The following is an 18641-nucleotide window of genomic DNA, read 5'->3' as shown; positions in this document are numbered from 1 at the left end:
ACTCACGACGGCGACAATTCATGCGCCGTCGCCACCACTTCCCGCAGTGAGGCGCCGCCGGAGGCCTCGGTTGCGGCCATCACCGCGCCTTCGACGATCGGCGCGTTGCAGACGATGATCTTGTGCGACCGTGGCTCGCCGATCATCTCCACCGCCATTTCTGAGTTGGTCTCGGCACCGCCGAGGTCTACCAGTATGGCGACACCGGCCTCCGACCAGGCCTTGTCGATGGCGCCCATGATCGCCTCGACATTGGTGCCGAGCCCGCCATGGCCGTTTCCGCCGCACCATGCAAGCGGCACTTCGTCGCCCACCATCTGCCGCACCATGTCGGCTGTGCCCTCGGCGACCAGCGGCGAATGCGAAACGATGACGATGCCGACATTGCTCATGGCTGACCTTCCAGCGTTTCGACGATCGTGCGCACCAGAAGCGCGGTCGAACGTGCGCCGGCATCCATGTGGCCGATCGAACGGTCGCCGAGGAACGACGCACGGCCACGCTGGGCCTTCATCGGTATTGTCACCTCGGCGGCCGCGTCGGCGATGTCGGCGATTGCCGGCGCCGTCTTTCCCTGCAGCAACGCGTCATGCACCGGCTGCAGCACGTCGAGCATTGTCTTCTGCCCGACCTGCGATTTGCCACGCGCTGCCACCGCTTCGAACGCCTTGCCGAAAGCCCTGGTCAGATTGGCACGATCGGGCGCCGCTGAAATCTCCTTGCCGAGCGCCAGGAACAGGGTGCCGAGCAGCGGGCCGGAGGCGCCGCCGACCGTCATCACCAGCTTGGTACCGATAGCCTTCAGGGCATCGGGCAGCGGCTTGGCCGAAAACGCCTCGGCTTCGGCGCGCACCGCCTCGAAGCCGCGCTTCATGTTCAGCCCGTGGTCGCCATCGCCGATCGCCTGGTCGAGCGCGGTCAATTCCTCGGCGTGGGCGGCGATCGCATCCGCAGCGGCCGTAATCAGCCCAGCAAGGTTCAACGCCGCCATGTCACCCGCATTCCGGTTTCCATCTTGCCGGCAGTATCGAAAGAACGGTCATTCGACAACTGGAGCATACGTCAAGCTGCTTCATGCAGTGCGGCGGCCGCCGCGAAAACCTCGGCCACCGCATAGGCGCCGGGGTCGGTCACACCTTGCAGCTTGCTGCCGACATAGGCGGACCGCCCAGCTTTCGCTCTGTCCATGGCGGAGGTGGCCTCGGCACCATGCCGAGCCGCCGCCGCCGCTTCCTCCAGGCCGCTGGCTTCGAGCGCTTTCAGGGCCGGTTCTAGGGCATCGACCATGGTGCGGTCGCCCATCCTTGCGCCGCCATAGAAAGTCATCCGCTCAAGGCCGGCAAGCAGCGCCTTGGCCAGGCTCGCGCCGCTATCCAAAGCCTGCGCCGCCGCGGTGAAGAAGATCGACAGCAGCACGCCGCTGGAGCCGCCCATCGACGCGCTCAGAATGTCGCCTATTGCGCCCAGCGTCGCCGCGGGTTCCGCAAGCGGCAGTGTTTCAAGCCGCTCGAGAACACTGCGCGCGCCGGCCGCCACCGTCGAGCCGGTGTCGCCGTCGCCCGCTTTGGCATCCAGTCCGTTCAAAGTGGCTTCCAGCGCGATCAGCCTTTCGCAGGCGGTAACGAGAAGAGACCGGGTCCGCGCATTCTGGCTGGGCTTGCGTGCCGCGCTCTGTCCGGCCGCTTTCACCATCGGCACGACGGCAGGCGGCACAACGGGCTTTGCCGGCATCCAGGCGTGCGGGCCGACCGGCGCCAGCAGGGCTGTCTCGCGCGCGGCGTCGAGCCGGATCAGCGACAGCGAGAAGCCGTTCATGTTGAGCGCCGTCATCAGCGGGCCCGGGCCGATCGTCAGCTTGATGGTTTTGGCCAGCGGCGAGGCAAGCACCGCGTTGGCGATAACAGACATTTCGAGCGGCGGCACGGAACCGAGATTGTTGATCAGCAAGGCGTAGATGGCCTTGGGATCGAGCCGTGCCGCGAGGCGCTCCGCCATGATCGCCACCAGCCTGTCGGCGCTCTGCACCGCAATCCGCTCGACGCCCGGCTCGCCATGGATACCGAGGCCAAGCTCTCCATCGTTTTCGCCAAACCTGTCTTCATGCGGCAGGCCGGGGATAGAGCAGGACGACAGCGACATGCCGAGGGAAACGATGTCCTTCGCCGCCGCGCGAGCGGCGGCTGCAATGGACGCCAGATCATGGCCGCCCTCCGACAGATGGCCAGCGATCTTGTGCACGAACAAGGTGCCGGCAACGCCGCGCGGCTGGGCAATATCGGGGAGTGCTATATCGTCGGCGACGATCACCATCTCGACGCGAAACCCTTCGGCGCGCGCTTTTTCGGCCGCCAGGCCGAAATTGAGGCGGTCGCCGGTGTAGTTCTTGACAATGAGCAGGCAGCCGGCCGGGCCGGTCACCGCGCGAATGGCGGCCAGCACGGCTTCGACGCTTGGCGAGGCAAAGATCTCGCCCGAGACCGCTGCCGTCAGCATGCCTTTGCCGACGAAGCCGGCATGCGATGGTTCGTGCCCGGCGCCGCCGCCGGAGACGACGCTGACCTTCGTCTTGTCCCAGTCGGTGCGCAGGACGACCTTGATCTCGGGATAGCCGTCGAGGCGCGCGAGATCGCCGGAGCCAATGGTTCGTAGCAGGCCATCCAGCGCCTCGGTGACGATCGTTTCCCTGCGATTGAAAAAGTGCTTCATCGAATTCGTCCCGTACTGGCAAAGTCAAAACCGGTGCTGAATCACCGAAAACCGCTCACATCAATCGCTGTCCGTCGGCGCCGAAATACAGCGGCGCCCGGTAGCGGATCACCACTTTGTCCCCCTGCGCCAGATCCGTGTCGGGATCGGTCAGCGTCACCAGTTTCTTGGCCCCCACCGTGACATGCAGGTGGTTCTGGTCGCCGAGATGCTCGACCCAGTCGACAACGCCGTCGGCGTGACCGTTCGCGGCCTTCGCGATCGTCAGGTGCTCGGTGCGCGCGCCGATCGTCTTGGTGCCAGCCGGTGCGCCGCCGTCAGGCAGCAGTCCGGTTGGCAGAAGATTGATCGCCGGTTGGCCGAGCCTTGCCGCGACATGCAGGTTTGCCGGCTCGGAATAGATGGTGCGCGGCGAGCCGATCTGCACCAGCACGCCCTCAGTGAGGATGCCGATGCGGTCTGCCATGGTCATCGCCTCGATCTGGTCATGCGTGACGTAGAGCATGGTGGCACCGAGCTCGGTCTGGATGCGCTTCAGCTCAAGCCTGAGATCCCCGCGCAGCTTGGCATCGAGCGACGACAGCGGCTCGTCCATCAGATAGATCGAGGGTTTGCGCACCAGCGCGCGGCCGATGGCGACGCGCTGCATTTCGCCGCCCGAAAGCTTGGTCGAGCGGTTGGCGAGCTTGTGATGGATGCGCACCATCTTCGCCACCTCCTCGACCCGGCGGCGGATCTGGTCTTCCGGCATTTTCCGCGCTGGCGAGCGCAGTGGGAAGGCGAGATTGTCGAACACCGACAGATGCGGATAGAGCGAATATTGCTGGAACACGAAGGCGGTGTCGCGCTCGGCCGGCGACAGGGTCGTGGCATTGTGGCCGCCAATTTCGATCGTGCCGGAATCCGGCCGTTCCAACCCGGCAATCAGGCGTAGCGTCGTCGTCTTGCCGGCCCCCGTTGGCCCGAGCAGGACGACGAATTCACCATCCGCTATGTGCAGGTCGAGGCCGTCGACGGCGACATGGTCGCCAAAATTCTTGGTCACGTTCTTGATGTGCACCTCAGCCATGCTGGGCCCTCCGCTCCGAGGCCACATCGTGGATCGCGGTTCTCACCGCGCGGCCGGATTCCTCTCGAACAGCGACAGCCGTGCGCTGCTCAGCGTCAGGCCGACATGGTCGCCGGTGGACAGTCGGATTTCGGCCGGGACGCGTGCCTTGACGATGCCGTCCGCCGTCTCCACCGCGACGATCTGCGTGGTGCCGAGATATTCGGTGCCGTAAATGGCGCCGCGTAGTTTTGAGGCATCGTCGAAGCGGATGTGTTCCGGGCGGATGCCAAGGGCCATGTCGCTGGGTGCGATATCCTCGCGCACCTCCGGCACCGCCACCTTGGCGCCTTGCACGACAATCTCCTTGGCGCCCTTCGCCAATCCACCGCCAAATCCCAAAAAGTTCATAGGCGGCGAGCCGATGAAGTCGGCGACGAACATGGTTGCCGGGCGGTCGTAGATTTCGCGTGGGCTTCCGAACTGTTCGATGACGCCATGGTTCATCACGGCGATCTTGTCGGCCATCGACATCGCTTCCATTTGGTCGTGCGTGACATACACCGTCGTGGCGTGGATGCGGTTGTGCAGCTCGCGCAACTCATGGACCATCAGATCGCGGAATTCGGTGTCGAGAGTCCCCAGCGGCTCGTCCATCAGGAAGCATTTTGGCCGCCGCACGATAGCGCGGCCGAGCGCCACACGCTGGCGGTCACCGCCGGCAAGACCGGAGACGGATTTGTTGAGCAGATGGTCGATGCGCAGCAGCTTCGCCGTCTCCTCGACCCGGGTGCGGATTTCGGCCGAAGGCATGCCTTGGGCCAGCAGCGGGAAGCCGATGTTCTTGCGCACATTCATGTGCGGATAGAGCGCGAACAGCTGGAAGACGAAGGCGATGTCGCGCTCGCGTGCCCGCAGCATGGTGACGTTGTCGCCGCCGAGCAGGATCTGCCCGCCGGTCGGCAGCTCTAGCCCCGCGATCATGCGCAAGGTCGTCGTCTTGCCGCAGCCGGACGGGCCGAGCATGACGAAGAACTCGCCATCCTCGACGACGAAGTTGGAATCCTGCACGGCGACGAAATCGCCGAAGGCCTTTCTCAGGTGCTGGACGCGGATTTCGGCCATGATTATTCCGGGAACTTGGAGACGATGATGAACATCACCGTGCCGGCGAGCATGGTGATGAAGGAGTAGGTGTAGAGCGACAGCGCGAAGGGCTGGAACAGCATCAGGAAGCCGATGGCGATCAGTGCCGTGGCGATGTTTTCCATCAGCCCGCGTCTGGCCCAGACCGGCCAGCGCGTTTTGCGTTTCTGAGGCTTGGTCATGCTCATTTGCGCACCGCGCCGAAGGTGATGCCGCGCAGCAATTGCTTGCGAAGCAGAATGGTGAAAACCAGGATCGGCACCAGGAAGATCGTCGTGCCGGCCGCCACCGCCGGCCAGTCCTGGCCGCCCTCGCCGATGATGGTCGGGATGAAGGGCGGCGCGGTCTGCGCCGTGCCTGAGGTAAGCAGCGCGGCGAAGGCATATTCGTTCCAGGCGAAGATCAGGCAGAAGATCGCGGTCGCGGCGATGCCGGTCGTCGCCTGCGGCAGCACGGTGCGCCAGAAGGCTTGCAGTCGCGTATAGCCGTCGATCATCGCCGCTTCCTCATATTCGCGCGGGATCTCGTCGATGAAACCTTTCAGCAGCCACACCGCCAGCGACACGTTGACCGCCGTGTAAAGCAGGATCATGCCGAGCGCGGTGTCCGACAGGCCAAGCTCGCGGTACATCAGGTAGATCGGAATGGCGACGGCGATCGGCGGCATGAAGCGCGTCGACAGGATGAAGAACAGAAGGTCGTCGGCGAGCGGCACCTTGAAGCGCGAGAAACCATAGGCCGACAGCGTGCCGAGGAACACGGCGCAGAAGGTCGAACCGAAGGCGATGATCAGCGAATTGACAAAGCGCGGCAGGAAGTTGGAGGGGCCGGCGATCACCATGTTGCGCTTGCGCGTGGTCTCGTCGCAGAAGCCCGTCGCCGGTCCCAGCGAGTTGATGTAGTCCGGCGTCTGCCGCGTCCGCGTCGTGAACAGGTTGCAGTAACCTTCGAGGCTAGGCTGGAACAGGATCTTGGGCGGATAGGCGATCGAATCCGGCGGCGTCTTGAAGCTGGTGGCGAAGATCCACAGCAGCGGCACGATCGAGATCAGCGCGTAGAGCACGATGATCGTGCCGGCGATGCGCTTGGAATTTGTCGAGGGTGCGACGACGGAATGGGCTGATGTCAGGCTCATCTCTGCTTCACCTTGTTGAGCGCCTTGACGTAGATGTTGGCCAGACCGAACACCGCGACGAACAGGATGATGGCGAAGGCCGAGGAATAGCCGGTGCGCCAGCTCTCGAAAGCCTGCCGCTTCAGCGTGATCGAGGCGACCTCGGTGGTCGAGCCCGGCCCGCCGCCGGTCAACAGATTGACCATGTCGAACATCTTGAAGTTTTCGATGCCGCGAAACAGCACCGCCAGCATGATGAAGGGCAGCGCCATCGGCAGCGTGATCGACCAGAACTGCCGCCAGTTGGAGGCGCGGTCGACCTCGGCCGCCTCGTAGATGTATTCGGGGATGGAGCGTAGGCCCGCGAGGCAGATCAGCATCACGTAGGGTGTCCACATCCAGGTATCGACGATGATGATCGACCACGGCGCCAGCGACACGTTGGAGAGCATCTGGATATCGGTCGGCGGAATCCTCGTGACGAACGAGATCGCGTAGGCGAACAGGCCGATCTGCGGCTCGTAGAGGAAGCGCCAGAAATTACCGACCACCGCCGGTGACAGCATCATGGGCACCAGGATCAGCGTCGTCCAGAAGGCGTGGCCGCGGAATTTCCGGTCGATCAGCCAGGCCAGCGTGAAGCCGATCAGCGTCTGCAACAGGATGGTCCAGAACACGAAATGCGCCGTCGTCTGCATGGCGATCCAAATATCCTTGTCGCCGAGGATGCGCTGGTAGTTGGCGAGCCCGAGATTCTTCACCACCTCGTTCGGCCGGTTGGCCCGGTAGTTGGTGAACGACAGATAGATCGCCCAGAACAGCGGGAAGATGTTGATGGCCAGCAGCAACAGGATCGTCGGCGAGATGAACAGCCAGGCGAGGCCCTTGTCGCTGATGCCCCGGACTTTGCGGGCCAACGGTTCCGGGGTCGCCCGGGCAGCGTTCTCCGCGGTCCGATTGAGCATGGTGAGTCCTGCTTCGGTCACTTGGTCGTCTCTGTCATGGAATTTATCTGAACTGCGTCCCGTGCCAAGGGCGGCACGGGACGCATGGGTCGGGCTCGGGAGGAGCCGGGGTTACATCTTGCCGTCGTCCTGGAAGACTTGCGTCCAGTCCTTGACCAGGCCGTCCAGCGCATCCTTGGCCGAACCCTGGCCGGCGACGACATAGTCGTGGAAACGCTTCTGCGAGGCCTGCAGCAGCGGGGCGTAGCTCGGCTCGGCCCAGAAGTCCTTCACGATGGCCATCGAGTCGAGGAAGGTCTGCGCGTAGGGCTGGCTGGCTGGGAACTTCGGATCCTTGACCACCGCGTTGAGGCAGGAATAGCCGCCGAGCGACCACCATTTGGCCTGCACGTCCTTGTTGGCGAACCACTTGATGTATTTCAGCGCCGATTCCTGCTTGTCGGAATAGGACACCACCGAGATGCCCTGGCCGCCGAGCTGGGCGAACTGCTCGCCGTCGGGGCCCTTCGGGTTGACGAAGTAGCCGATCTTATCGCCGCCGACATTCTCGTCCTTCTGCAGGCCCGGCCATGTGAAGGCGAAGTTCATGTGCATCGCCACCTGGCCGGATTTGAAGGCATCGACGCCTTCGCCCATGTAGCTGTTCGACGCGCCCGGAGGGGTGCAGCAATCATAGAGCGCCTTGTAGAACTCCAGACCCTTCACCGATTTGTCGGAGTTGACGAAGCCTTCCATCTCGTAGGGCTTCTTGGGGTTCTCGTACTGGAAGCCATAGCTGTAGAGCACGTCCATGGCGCCCATGGTGATGCCTTCCGAGCCGCGCTCCGTGTAGATCGAGGCACCGTAGACGGTCTTGCCGTCGATCTCACGCTTCTGGAAGAACTCGGCGACCTGCTTCAACTGGTCGAAGGTGGTCGGCGGGCCGAGATCCCAGCCGTACTTCTCCTTGAATTCCTTCTGCAGCTCGGGCTTGGAGAACCAGTCCTTGCGATAGGTCCAGCCGACAACGTCGCCCATGGCCGGCAGTGCCCAGTAGTTCGGCGTGTTCTTCGGCCATTCCGAATAGCCGACGACGGTTGCCGGCACGAAATCGTCCATGCTGATCTTCTCCTTGTCGAAGAAGTCGTTCAGCTTGACGTAATGGCCGTTCTCGGCAGCGCCGCCGATCCACTGGCTGTCGCCGATGATCAGGTCGCACAATTTGCCGTGCGAATTCAGCTCGTTGAGGAAGCGGTCGGCATAATTGGTCCAGGGCACGAACTCGAATTTCATGCCGATGCCGGTTTCCTTGGTAAAATCCTTGGACAGTTCGACAAGTGCGTTAGCCGGGTCCCAGGCGGCCCAGCACAGCGTCAGGTCTTCAGCGTGCGCGACGTTCAAGACGGCTGTCGACGCGGTTATCGCCGAGGTTAGTCCCAACGCCAGTTTCAAGCTCGATTTCATGCCTTCCTCCCATTTGCGAAACGCGCCCGAATGACGGTTTCAAAAGCCCTCAACCCCTCTCCTCAGGGGCCCAAACATGGCGGCGCGGTTACGCTGCGGATGTTTAGTAATTTGTTTAGTGATGCAATTTTTACTAAACAAGGCAAGCGAATTCGTTGCTGCGCCGCACCATGCTTGTGGCGATGTCTGAAAACGTTGGGAAAAGCGCGGATCGCAGGTCGACGTATCGAAGCTGTTCAGGCCGATACTGACCAGGACCGTGGGGTCGCCTCGGCTTTCAATCTACCCTTCTGGTGCTCACCATCACCCTACGGATCGGCGGCGCCGGCGGCAGCAGTTCGCGGATATCGGCGTACGGGAACGACGGTTCGAAACGGAACGCTTCGGCCGATGAGCCTTGTGCGCCGTTGCACTGGCCGGCGCGAAAGGCGTTCTGTGTCCGCGCGATGTCGACGAAGCGGTCAGGATCCTGCGACTGATGCATGCGGATCGCCTTGGCCTTGAGGTCGGCATGGGCGGAAACATCGACATAGTGCGTCGGCGAAAACCCGGTGCCGCCCATCGTGTCGGCATGCAGCACCGGTACGGCGAACGAGGCCGCGATGCGCACGCCGTCCGACAGTGCGCGATGGTCGGCATGATAGTCGTTGGGCGCATGCGTGATCACCAGATCCGGGCCGGTTTGACCAATCAGTGCTTTCAGCGCCCCGATCAGCGCTGCATCGGCCACCAGTTCGCCGTCCGGAAAGTCGAGGAAGCGTGGCGTCGCCCCGAGCAGCGCGGCCGCGGCCGTTGCTTCCTCGCGACGGACACGAGCGAGAACAGCGGGATCACTCGTGCCGCCCCTGGCACCATCCGTGGCCATGGCAAAAGTGAGCTCTGCGCCTTGCGCCGCATAGGCGGCCATCGTACCGAACATGAAGATCTCGATGTCGTCCGGATGCGCACCGAGCGCCAGGATTTTCAAACCACTCTCTCCCCGGAACTGGAACAACGTGACGAACGGAATCCTGCTGGCCCTGATCGCCTACGCAAGCTATTCGGGCAGCGATGCCGTTGTCAAAAGCCTGGGCGGTCAGCTCACGATCTTCGAGATCGGCTTTTTCATAACCTTGTTCGCGGGCTTCTTCCTATTCTTCACGCGGCCTGCGGGCGAACGCTGGCGCGATTTCTGGCGCACCAAACGACCATGGGCGGTGCAGGCGCGTGCCTGGGCGGGCATCGCTTCCGGCGTGCTCAGCGTCTATGCCTTCACCACCATTCCGCTGGCCGAGTCCTATGCGCTGATCTTCCTGGCGCCGCTCTGCGTCACCATCCTCTCCACGGTGATCCTCAAGGAGGAGGTCGGCCCCTGGCGCTGGCTGGCGGTGGTCGCCGGTTTTGCCGGTGTCATGCTGGTGGTGCGGCCGGGCTTTCGTGAACTCAATCTCGGCCATCTTGCTGCCTTCGGCGTTGCCTTCCTCGCCGCCATCAGCGTCATCTTGATGCGCTCGCTGGCGCAGCAGGAAAAGCGCACCACCATGCTCGGCGTGCTGGTCGGTTGCGGCCTGCTGTTCAACGGCATCGGCGCCGCCGCCACCGCCTTCACTGTTCCCAGCGGAAAGCAGTTGCTGTGGCTGGTGATGGCCGGTGCCTTCACCGCAGGTGGACAATTCCTTCAACTGCTGGCCATGAAATACGCGCCTGCCAACCGGGTCGCGCCGACGCATTATTCGCAGATCGCCTGGGCGGTGATCCTCGGCGCGTTGTTCTTCCAGGAATATCCGGACGGGCTGTCGCTGGTTGGCCTGGCGGTCGTCGGCGGCGCCGGCCTGTTGACCATGGTGCGGGAAGAAGCGCGGCTGGGCACCGTGCGCTGGAACCCGTTTTCGCGCACCCGGCTTTGAACCGACTCTGGTTGCGCCGTGGCCGTAACCGCTGATATGCGGGCGCCATGACGACAAAACCCCTGCCGGAGCTTCCTGTATCCGCGGTGCTGCCGGCGCTAAGCGAAGCGCTCGGCCATGGCAACAGCGCCGTGCTGGTGGCGCCGCCCGGCGCCGGCAAGACGACCCTGGTGCCGCTGGCGCTGCTTGACGCGCCTTGGCTCGGCGCCGGCAAGATCGTTCTGCTCGAACCGCGCCGGCTCGCTGCCCGCGCCGCCGCCCGCCGCATGGCCGAATTGCTTGATGAGGAGCCCGGCGCCACCGTCGGCTATGCCATGCGCATGGAAAACCGCACCTCGGCAAAGACCAGGATATTGGTCGTCACCGAAGGCGTGCTGGCGCGGATGATCCTCGACGACCCCGAACTGCCTGGAATCTCGGCTGTCATTTTCGACGAATTCCACGAGCGTTCGCTCGATGGCGATTTCGGTCTCGCGCTGGCGCTCGACGTGCAAGGTGCACTGCGGCCGGACCTGCGCGTGCTGGTGATGTCGGCGACGCTCGACGGTGCGCGTGTCGCGAAACTTCTGTCGGGCGCGCCGGTGATCGAGAGCGAGGGCCGCGCCTTTCCTGTCGACATCCGCTATGACGAGCGTCCCGCTGGCACCACCATCGAGGACGCCATGGCCAAGGCGATCCGCGCGGCCCTTGCCGACGAGAGCGGCAGCGTGCTTGCCTTCCTGCCTGGCCAGCGCGAGATCGAGCGCACCGCCGAACGGCTGGCCGGCAAGGTCGGCACCGATACCGACATCGTGCCGCTCTACGGCATGCTCGAAGGCAAGGCGCAGGACGCGGCGATCAAGCCGCCGCCGCCCGGCCGCCGCAAGGTGGTGCTGGCCACCTCGATCGCCGAAACCTCGATCACCATTGACGGCGTGCGCGTCGTCATCGATTCGGGCCTGTCGCGGCTGCCGCGCTACGAACCGGCCAGCGGCTTGACCCGGCTGGAGACCGTGCGCGTCAGCAAGGCTTCCGCCGACCAGCGCGCCGGCCGTGCCGGTCGCACGCAGCCTGGCGTCGCCATCCGCCTGTGGCGGGCCGAGCAGACGGCTTCACTGCCTGCTTTCACGCCGCCGGAAATCCTCGAGGCAGACCTGTCGGGCCTGCTACTAGACTGCGCCGCCTTCGGCGTTGCCGATCCGGCAGGGCTCGCCTTCCTCGATCCGCCGCCCGCTCCGGCGCTTAACGAGGCAAGGACGCTGCTGCGCGCGCTGGATGCCATAGACGAGGCGGGGCGCTTGACGGATGCGGGGGCTTCGATGCGCAAGCTCGCTCTGCCGGTACGGTTGGCGCATATGGTTGCCGAGGCGGCAGGCAGCGGCCATGCCTTCGAGGCTGCCATGCTTGCCGTGCTGCTCACCGAACGCGGCCTTGGCGGCGATGGCGCCGACCTGGAACGTCGGCTGATGCGCTTTCGCGGGGAAAGATCGCCGCGCGCTACCGCCGCCAAGCAGCTCGCCGAAAGGCTGGCAAGGCAGGCCTCTTCATCCTCCCCTTTGGGGGGAGGGTCGATCCGCGAAGCGGAGCGGGGTCGGCCGGGCGCGGCACCCCCACCCCGTCTCCCACACCTTGCTGCGCAAGGCGCGCTCGCCGACCCTCCCCACAAGGGGGAGGGTATCAGCGCCGGTCGCCTGCTCGTCCACGCCTGGCCGGATCGGGTGGCGAAGGCGCGTGGTGAGCGTGGCCGTTTCGTGCTGGCCAACGGCTCCGGCGCCATGCTCGACGCCGCCGACCCGTTGGCGGGCGAGCCGTTTGTGGTCGTCGCCGACCTGCAGGGCAAGGCACAGAATGCGCGCATCACAGCGGCGGCGGCAATCGGCGAAGACGATGTCCGCGCTGCGCTGGCGGACAGGATCGAGGTCCGCCGTGAAACGAGCTTCGATCGCGACCGCCGTGCCGTGCGGGTACGCGAAACTGTGCGCCTTGGCGCCATCACGCTCGCCGAACGCATGCTGCCGCCGCCAACGGGGGCCGACGCCGACGGTGCCGTCCTCGATGCGGTGCGTCAGCACGGGCTGTCGCTGCTGAATTGGAGCAAGGAGGCGCAAACGCTGCGCCAGCGGCTTGGCTGGCTGCATCGCGGCCTTGGCGCGCCCTGGCCCGATATGGCGGATGACGCCCTCATCGAGCGCCTCGACGACTGGTTGCTGCCTTACCTCGCCGGCGCGGCATCGTTTGCCGCCATCGATGCGGGCGTTGTCTCGAGTGGACTGGCCGCACTCGTGCCGCATGATCTGCAGCGCAGGATCGATACGCTGGCGCCGACCCATTTCGATGCCCCGTCCGGCAGCCATGTGCCGATCCGCTATGACGGCGAATGGCCGGTGCTGGCGATTCGCGTGCAGGAGCTGTTCGGCCTCGACCGCCATCCTTCGATCGCCAATGGCGCCGTGCCGCTGACGCTCGAACTCCTTTCGCCGGCGCACCGGCCGATCCAGACGACGCGCGACCTGCCCGGCTTCTGGCGCGGCTCCTGGGCCGATGTGCGCGCCGATATGCGCGGCCGATATCCCAAGCACGTCTGGCCGGAAAACCCGCTGCTCGCGACCGCCACCGCCCGGGCAAAACCCAGAGCATGATCCCAAAAAGTGGAAACCGGTTTTTGGAAAAGGTCATGCTCAAACAAGAAGTAGAGCCCCACTCCTCGGATTGGGGCGGGACCTAGCCTTTGGAGCTTCGCGGCTGTAATTCATGGCCATGATCAACGTTTTGCGTTCCCCCGATTTCCAGCAGAGCCAGAGACTGCGCCTCAACACGCTGATCCGGTTGCGCTGGCTTGCCATTGTCGGTCAGAGCCTGACGGTGCTCGTCGTCGCCTATGGGCTGAAGTTTCCGCTGCCGGTCAGCCTCTGCTTTGCCCTGATCGCCTGTTCGGCCTGGATGAACCTGTTTCTCGCCTTCCGGTTTCCAGCGGCGCACCGGCTCACGCCGCTGGCGGCCTTCGGCATCCTGATCTTCGACAGCCTGCAGCTTGCTGGCCTGCTCTACATGACAGGCGGTCTCACCAACCCGTTCTCGCTGCTGATGACGGTGCCTGTCGTCATTTCGGCGACATCTCTGCCCCTGCGCCTGACTGCCATCCTCGGCGGGCTGGTGATGTCGGCGGCGACGTTGCTGGTCTTTGTCCATCTGCCGCTACCCTGGCATGAAGATGCACCGCTGGCGATGCCCTTCATCTATGTCGCCGGCATGTGGATGGCGGTGCTGTCCTCGATCGCCTTCACCGCCATATACGCCTTCCGGGTGGCTGCTGAAGCGCGGCTTCTGGCCAATGCGCTTGCCGCCACGGAGCTGGTGCTGCAACGCGAGCAGCACCTTTCGGCGCTCGACGGGCTGGCAGCTGCGGCCGCGCACGAGCTCGGCACGCCGCTCGCCACCATCGCGCTTGTCGCCAAGGAGATGGAAAAGGCGCTCGGCAAGGATCCGAAATATGGGGAAGACGTGACGCTGTTGCGTTCGCAGAGCGAGCGTTGCCGTGAGATTCTCAAGCGGCTGACCAGCCTCTCATCCGAGGGCGAAGCGCATCTTTCGCGGCTGCCATTGACCTCGCTGGTCGAAGAGGTCACCGCGCCGCACCGGGACTTCGGCATCTCGATCAAGCTTCGGCCCGGCGAACGCATCGGCCCCGAGCCGGTCGGGCGGCGCAATCCGGGTGTCATCTACGGCCTCGGCAATCTGGTCGAGAACGCCGTCGATTTCGCCCGCAAAAGCGTCACCGTGCGCTGGAGCTGGGACGAGGCCACTGTCACCTTCTCGATCATCGATGACGGCCCCGGCTTTCCGGCCGAGATCATCGACCGCATCGGCGAGCCCTATATGTCGACGCGCCAGGGCAATGAAACCGGCGGCGGTCTGGGCCTCGGCCTGTTCATCGCCAAGACCCTGCTCGAACGCTCTGGCGCCGTGCTCGATTTCCGCAATTCGAGCGGCTTGGGCGAGGGCGCCATGGTCCAGATATCGTGGCCGCGTGGTGTGTTCCTCAATCCGGAAATCACTTCGGCCAGCATGTTCGACACCGCCTGAGAGCCTTGAAGGACCTCTAAAAATTGGACAAGGAGGCTCAGGAACTATATTTGCGTAAAATTAAGGCAGCAGGAATTTTGAGACTATGACAGGCGACGAGAATATTGGCGCAATGGTTGAAGGCGAGGACACCTCGCTGCTTATCGTCGATGACGACAAGCCGTTCCTCACGCGTCTGGCCCGCGCCATGGAAACCAGGGGTTTCGTGGTCGAGACGGCCGAGAGCGTCGAGGAGGCGGTTGCCAAGGCGCGCGCCAATCCACCCGCCTACGCCGTGGTCGACATGCGGCTCGGCGACGGCAACGGCCTCGACGTGGTCGCGGCCATCCGCGAAAAGCGCGAGGATTCCCGCACCATCATCCTCACCGGCTATGGCAACATCGCCACCGCGGTGACCGCGGTGAAGCTCGGTGCGGTCGATTATCTCTCCAAGCCCGCCGACGCCGATGATATCTTCGCCGCACTCACCCGCACCGCCGGGGAGCGCGCGGCGCCGCCGGAAAACCCGATGTCGGCCGACCGCGTCCGTTGGGAACATATCCAGCGCGTCTATGAGATGTGCGAGCGCAACGTCTCCGAGACAGCGCGCCGGCTCAACATGCACCGCCGCACCTTGCAGCGCATACTGGCCAAGCGCGCGCCGCGTTAAGGCCGCCGTTTGCCATCTTGCGGGATCGAAGCCCGCCAAAACAGACGGCATGACGGAGGCGACATGCAGGACTTGAAGCATCGGACGGTTTCCGTCTTCCGCGAATTCCTCGATAGTGAAGCGGCCGGCGGCATCATCCTGATGGTGGCGGCGGCACTGGCGCTGATCGTCGCCAATTCGCCGCTCGCCGAAACCTATTTCTCCGCGCTCCACGCCTATCTCGGCCCGCTCAGCGTCTCGCACTGGGTCAATGACGGGCTGATGGCGGTGTTCTTCCTGCTCGTCGGACTGGAGATCAAGCGCGAGATGCTGGACGGCCAGCTCTCCACCTGGCCCCGGCGCGTGCTGCCCGGCATTGCAGCCGCCGGCGGCATGGCGGTCCCGGCACTCGTCTATGTGGCCGTCAACCGCAACAATGCGGCCGCCCTGTCCGGCTGGGCGATCCCGACCGCCACCGACATCGCTTTCGCGCTCGGCGTGCTGTCTCTGCTCGGCAGCCGCGTGCCGGCTTCGCTGAAGGTGTTCCTCACAGCACTCGCCATCATCGACGACCTCGGTGCCGTCATCATCATCGCCATCTTCTACACCAGCGGGCTTTCGCTGGCTTATCTGGGTGCTGCCTTCGCCGTTATTGCCGCGCTTGTCGTGCTCAACCGCATGCGGGTGATGACGCTTGTGCCCTATCTCGTTCTGGGCGTCATCCTGTGGGTTCTGGTGCTGAAATCGGGCGTCCATGCAACGCTTGCCGGCGTGGCGCTGGCGCTGACCATCCCGCTCGAACGCTCCGCCGGGATTGGCCACGATCTCGACCATTCGCCGCTGCACCGGCTCGAGCATGGTCTGCACAAGATAGTGGCCTTCGTCGTCATCCCGATCTTCGGCTTTGCCAATGCCGGCGTTTCGCTCGCCGGCCTCAGCGTCAGTGCGCTGATCGAGCCGTTGACGCTGGGTGTCGCCGCCGGCCTGGTGGTCGGCAAGCTGGTCGGCGTGTTCGGCTCCTCGGCACTTGCCATCCGGCTCGGTCTTGCCGACCTGCCCGCCAATGCCGGCTGGACGCACATGATCGGCATATCGCTGCTGTGCGGCATCGGCTTCACCATGAGCCTGTTCATCGGCCTGCTCGCCTTCGCCGGCGACGTGGCGCTGCAGGACGCGGTCAAGGTCGGCATCCTCGCCGGCTCCTTCATCGCCGCCATCCTGGGTGCTGCCGTGCTGCTCATGGCGCGCGCCAAGGGTGGCGTGGAGGACGATGAAGAGCAGAGCCGGTCATAGACTGAAGGACGGCCGTTACTCGCTTTCACCCTCCAGCGCCGGCACCGACACGCCGGCAAGCTCCGCCGCCAACAGCCGCGAAGCGCCGGCCCGCGCGATCCGCAGCATCAGCGCCTTGCGCGTTGCCGCTGCCATGCGGTGCTCGGGCGCATCGCGTAGGATCTCGGCGCCATAGCCGTCGGAAAGGATGAAGCCGCATTCCTGCGGAAATATCTCCAAGGGCACGCCGGGATGGGTGGCGAAGAAGAAGCGGTCGGAATGCAGCCGGTAGTCGGGCCATTTGCGGTCGACCCTGAAATCCTCGATCGAGGATTTGATCTCGATGATCCAGATATCGCCCTGCCGGGTCAGCGCAACGAGGTCGGCGCGGCGGCCCGTGGCCAGCGACAGTTCGGGCAACACATGCGCGCCCATATCCCTGAGCAGCCGCTGTACGCCGCGCCGCACCAGCATGGCGCGTTCGGACTGGCGGCCGTCGATGAGAGGGTTGATGGGGATGGGCGAGATGATCGGCATGCCCGGCACCATGCCAGATTCTGTTCACGGTTTGAACCTGTTTATGCAAGGCGATTATCTGGTTGACAAACCCAATTGACAGAAAGCCCTTGCCGGTTCAATCCGACTGGATTGAACCGGTCCCCGTCGGCGCGAAGAAGCACGTCCATCTGAATCGGTAATAGGTCTCAAACCTCAAGTGAGGAACGATCGTCCGGTAAAACGTCATCAATCGCTCGCAGATATGGTATTGATCATCAGGCGAAGTCTGGACGCGTTCCCGGGGGATAAACCACTCCGGTTCCTGGGACTCATTCAAGGAAGCCGGGCGCGGCATCCTGACGAAATAGCCGTCCTTCGTCATCCTGACATCATTGGAATTGATTGGGTGGCAATCCTTGCCCCCGCAGCAGTCATAGTGAAGAACGGGATCAGTCTTGCCCGTATACCAATCATGGGCGCCCGCATCGCCGGGCAGCACAAGCCATGCCAATGCAATGTGTCTTAGGAACTGTCTCATGGAACTAGCCCCTCACCATTTGCCTATAGCATATTAGTGATCGCTAATCATAGTGGTGAAGCCGACCGGCTTACCGCCAAGTCAGGCGCTATCCTGCCGTAGGGGATGGCTGGCTAATCGGCCTGCCACACCGTCCGAGTCCACTCCGCCATTTCTACGCCATTAGCGTATTTTTTGCTGAGCGCTGCCCAATCGGCGGGGTTGTTTATGGGTATGACGAGACATCTCGCTTGTGGCGCCACGCTGAGGAGACGGCGATTGTATACTTGACAGACCCATATAGCCAAAGGCCCTAAGAAGGCGTAGGGTTTCTGGTCGTCTGTGCACAAAAATAAGGCAATCGGACGCTTGGAAGAGAACATCAGGCTTTCGCCCCAACGGGAAGAAAGCCAATGTCCAGTGACCACGAGCGCGAGCATCAAGCCGCCAAGGAAAGGCACGTCAACTGGCTGGTAGACAAAACCGGGGTCACCCATAGCCAGGCTCGGGAGCTTATTGATTTGCTCGGCGTTGGCAACGTGCCATCGCTGGTGCGCGAAGCGCTCATGCTGGTGAAAAAGTAGCCAGTCCTTCCTTTGGGCATAGGCCTCAGAAAAACGTCACGCCAAGCACGACGATCCCGATCGCCGCAAGGGACATGACGACGACCATAGCTATCTCGAACGGGCCGCCGCCGTTCCCTGCGCGTTCTGCCATTTTGATGGTGCTCCCCAGTCGTTCCCGACCTGTTGTTTTCCTTCCCCAATGGAAAGACCAAAAGCGGCATCCAGCGGAATCACCTATGTTAATGGCGAGCAAAAATGCCTGCTATTAGGCACGCTGGCCGTTGCCTGCGGCAGGCGCTATGGCGCTATCCAGCCGTCTTCGGAATCAACGGTTTCGATCTCCCGCGCTAGGTCGCGGAACTTCTCAACTTGACTCTTGGCAGATGTCTTGTTGCTGTCGGGCATGACGCACACCTTCCTGTTCGCGGACGAAGCCGGTGATTTTGCATTTGATTGGCGATTATATATTTTGACAGACCTAGGAATATAACCCTTACAGGCCCGCGGCTAGGTTGTTCGACGCAGCGAGCGGATAAAGAGAATAAAGGACACTACCGGGAACGCAGGGTTGCGGCTGAAGAAGCCCCATCCTCCAGATCGCTCTAAGAGTTCTGCCTCTAGTGCGACTGCTGGACTAAGCTGGCCGCTCTCAATATGCGCTTTATCAGGTGGAGGCTGTCTCGCAGCCTTAAGCTCTGCAACGCGCGCACCAAGTTGGTTTAGCCGCGCTTGCAATTCTCTATCAGTGAAGTCGGCACCCGCTCACGTATCATCGCACCACTCAGGATCG

Annotated in this window: 17 protein-coding genes and 1 pseudogene; 6 read left to right on the top strand and 12 right to left on the bottom strand. The window is 63.5% G+C overall.

Translation table 11 applies throughout. The features are described from left to right. Positions 1–2 precede the first annotated feature (2 nt). From dhaM to LB558_RS13980, 10 genes and pseudogenes are all read right to left on the bottom strand, one after another. Complete coding sequence (dhaM, locus tag LB558_RS14025) at positions 3–392, bottom strand: dihydroxyacetone kinase phosphoryl donor subunit DhaM (RefSeq protein WP_013528085.1); 390 nt, start codon at positions 390–392, stop codon at positions 3–5. Continuing rightward, the gene (dhaL, locus tag LB558_RS14020) at positions 389–991 is read right to left on the bottom strand and encodes a dihydroxyacetone kinase subunit DhaL (protein WP_224698091.1); all 603 of its coding nucleotides are present in this window, start codon (positions 989–991) and stop codon (positions 389–391) included. Before dhaL ends, dhaM begins: the two co-directional genes overlap by 4 nt. Before the next feature lie 71 nt (positions 992–1062). After that, positions 1063–2706, bottom strand: coding sequence for a dihydroxyacetone kinase subunit DhaK (locus LB558_RS14015; protein WP_224698090.1), 1644 nt, complete (start codon positions 2704–2706; stop codon positions 1063–1065). A gap of 55 nt (positions 2707–2761) precedes the next feature. Continuing rightward, a complete protein-coding gene (locus tag LB558_RS14010; protein ID WP_224698089.1) occupies positions 2762–3775 on the bottom strand; it encodes an ABC transporter ATP-binding protein in 1014 nt (337 codons plus the stop codon). Further along, a pseudogene (locus LB558_RS14005) lies at positions 3768–4879 on the bottom strand (ABC transporter ATP-binding protein). Before LB558_RS14005 ends, LB558_RS14010 begins: the two are co-directional and overlap by 8 nt. A 2-nt stretch (positions 4880–4881) precedes the next feature. Beyond that, positions 4882–5088, bottom strand: a complete 207-nt coding sequence (locus LB558_RS14000) for a hypothetical protein (RefSeq protein ID WP_224698088.1) — start codon at positions 5086–5088, stop codon at positions 4882–4884. After that, positions 5085–6035, bottom strand: a complete 951-nt coding sequence (locus tag LB558_RS13995) for a carbohydrate ABC transporter permease (protein WP_224698087.1) — start codon at positions 6033–6035, stop codon at positions 5085–5087. Before LB558_RS13995 ends, LB558_RS14000 begins: the two co-directional genes overlap by 4 nt. Continuing rightward, positions 6032–6979, bottom strand: coding sequence for a carbohydrate ABC transporter permease (locus LB558_RS13990; protein ID WP_224698086.1), 948 nt, complete (start codon positions 6977–6979; stop codon positions 6032–6034). The genes LB558_RS13995 and LB558_RS13990 overlap by 4 nt, the downstream gene beginning before the upstream one ends. 111 nt (positions 6980–7090) lie before the next feature. After that, positions 7091–8422: an ABC transporter substrate-binding protein gene (locus tag LB558_RS13985; protein ID WP_224698085.1), complete on the bottom strand. Its 1332-nt coding sequence runs from the start codon at positions 8420–8422 to the stop codon at positions 7091–7093. A gap of 277 nt (positions 8423–8699) precedes the next feature. Then, positions 8700–9389, bottom strand: coding sequence for a PIG-L deacetylase family protein (locus tag LB558_RS13980; RefSeq protein ID WP_224698084.1), 690 nt, complete (start codon positions 9387–9389; stop codon positions 8700–8702). Positions 9390–9417: 28 nt separating this feature from the next. Between LB558_RS13980 and LB558_RS13975 the strand changes: the two genes are divergently transcribed. The 5 genes from LB558_RS13975 to nhaA all read left to right on the top strand — a co-directional run bounded on the left by LB558_RS13975 (position 9418) and on the right by nhaA (position 16291). Then, positions 9418–10308, top strand: a complete 891-nt coding sequence (locus LB558_RS13975; RefSeq protein WP_224698083.1) for a DMT family transporter — start codon at positions 9418–9420, stop codon at positions 10306–10308. A 47-nt stretch (positions 10309–10355) separates the two neighbouring features. Next, positions 10356–12926 carry an ATP-dependent helicase HrpB gene (gene hrpB, locus LB558_RS13970; RefSeq protein ID WP_224698082.1) on the top strand — a complete coding sequence of 857 codons (2571 nt, stop codon included), beginning with the start codon at positions 10356–10358 and terminating at the stop codon, positions 12924–12926. 112 nt (positions 12927–13038) lie between these two features. After that, positions 13039–14370: an ActS/PrrB/RegB family redox-sensitive histidine kinase gene (locus LB558_RS13965; RefSeq protein ID WP_224698081.1), complete on the top strand. Its 1332-nt coding sequence runs from the start codon at positions 13039–13041 to the stop codon at positions 14368–14370. An 85-nt stretch (positions 14371–14455) separates the two neighbouring features. Next, positions 14456–15019, top strand: a complete 564-nt coding sequence (locus LB558_RS13960) for an ActR/PrrA/RegA family redox response regulator transcription factor (protein ID WP_224698080.1) — start codon at positions 14456–14458, stop codon at positions 15017–15019. A gap of 63 nt (positions 15020–15082) precedes the next feature. Beyond that, on the top strand, positions 15083–16291 hold the full coding sequence (gene nhaA / locus LB558_RS13955) for a Na+/H+ antiporter NhaA (protein WP_224698079.1): 1209 nt from the start codon (positions 15083–15085) through the stop codon (positions 16289–16291). A gap of 15 nt (positions 16292–16306) precedes the next feature. Here nhaA and LB558_RS13950 read toward each other — a convergent pair whose 3' ends face one another. Both LB558_RS13950 and LB558_RS13945 read right to left on the bottom strand, forming a co-directional pair. Continuing rightward, positions 16307–16807, bottom strand: coding sequence for an MmcB family DNA repair protein (locus tag LB558_RS13950; RefSeq protein ID WP_224698078.1), 501 nt, complete (start codon positions 16805–16807; stop codon positions 16307–16309). A gap of 97 nt (positions 16808–16904) precedes the next feature. Next, positions 16905–17306: a hypothetical protein gene (locus LB558_RS13945; protein ID WP_224698077.1), complete on the bottom strand. Its 402-nt coding sequence runs from the start codon at positions 17304–17306 to the stop codon at positions 16905–16907. A 392-nt stretch (positions 17307–17698) separates the two neighbouring features. On the opposite strand from LB558_RS13945, the gene LB558_RS13940 reads away from it, so the two are divergent. Beyond that, on the top strand, positions 17699–17869 hold the full coding sequence (locus tag LB558_RS13940; RefSeq protein ID WP_224698076.1) for a hypothetical protein: 171 nt from the start codon (positions 17699–17701) through the stop codon (positions 17867–17869). Positions 17870–18641: the final 772 nt, after the last annotated feature.

This window comes from Mesorhizobium sp. CO1-1-8, from assembly GCF_020164875.1.
Classification (GTDB): Bacteria; Pseudomonadota; Alphaproteobacteria; order Rhizobiales; family Rhizobiaceae; genus Mesorhizobium.
Note: the sequence above shows the minus strand (reverse complement) of the source record. Positions and strands in the feature narration are given on the sequence as shown.

Coding starts and splice junctions, on each gene's coding strand:
- dhaL (WP_224698091.1), bottom strand. CDS start 991: ATGGCGGCGTTGAACCTTGCTGGGCTGATTACGGCCGCTGCGGATGCG.
- LB558_RS13990 (WP_224698086.1), bottom strand. CDS start 6,979: ATGCTCAATCGGACCGCGGAGAACGCTGCCCGGGCGACCCCGGAACCG.
- LB558_RS13940 (WP_224698076.1), top strand. CDS start 17,699: ATGTCCAGTGACCACGAGCGCGAGCATCAAGCCGCCAAGGAAAGGCAC.
- LB558_RS13960 (WP_224698080.1), top strand. CDS start 14,456: ATGACAGGCGACGAGAATATTGGCGCAATGGTTGAAGGCGAGGACACC.
- LB558_RS14000 (WP_224698088.1), bottom strand. CDS start 5,088: ATGAGCATGACCAAGCCTCAGAAACGCAAAACGCGCTGGCCGGTCTGG.
- LB558_RS13995 (WP_224698087.1), bottom strand. CDS start 6,035: ATGAGCCTGACATCAGCCCATTCCGTCGTCGCACCCTCGACAAATTCC.
- nhaA (WP_224698079.1), top strand. CDS start 15,083: ATGCAGGACTTGAAGCATCGGACGGTTTCCGTCTTCCGCGAATTCCTC.
- LB558_RS14015 (WP_224698090.1), bottom strand. CDS start 2,706: ATGAAGCACTTTTTCAATCGCAGGGAAACGATCGTCACCGAGGCGCTG.
- LB558_RS13965 (WP_224698081.1), top strand. CDS start 13,039: ATGGCCATGATCAACGTTTTGCGTTCCCCCGATTTCCAGCAGAGCCAG.
- LB558_RS14010 (WP_224698089.1), bottom strand. CDS start 3,775: ATGGCTGAGGTGCACATCAAGAACGTGACCAAGAATTTTGGCGACCAT.
- LB558_RS13945 (WP_224698077.1), bottom strand. CDS start 17,306: ATGAGACAGTTCCTAAGACACATTGCATTGGCATGGCTTGTGCTGCCC.
- LB558_RS13985 (WP_224698085.1), bottom strand. CDS start 8,422: ATGAAATCGAGCTTGAAACTGGCGTTGGGACTAACCTCGGCGATAACC.
- dhaM (WP_013528085.1), bottom strand. CDS start 392: ATGAGCAATGTCGGCATCGTCATCGTTTCGCATTCGCCGCTGGTCGCC.
- LB558_RS13950 (WP_224698078.1), bottom strand. CDS start 16,807: ATGCCGATCATCTCGCCCATCCCCATCAACCCTCTCATCGACGGCCGC.
- hrpB (WP_224698082.1), top strand. CDS start 10,356: ATGACGACAAAACCCCTGCCGGAGCTTCCTGTATCCGCGGTGCTGCCG.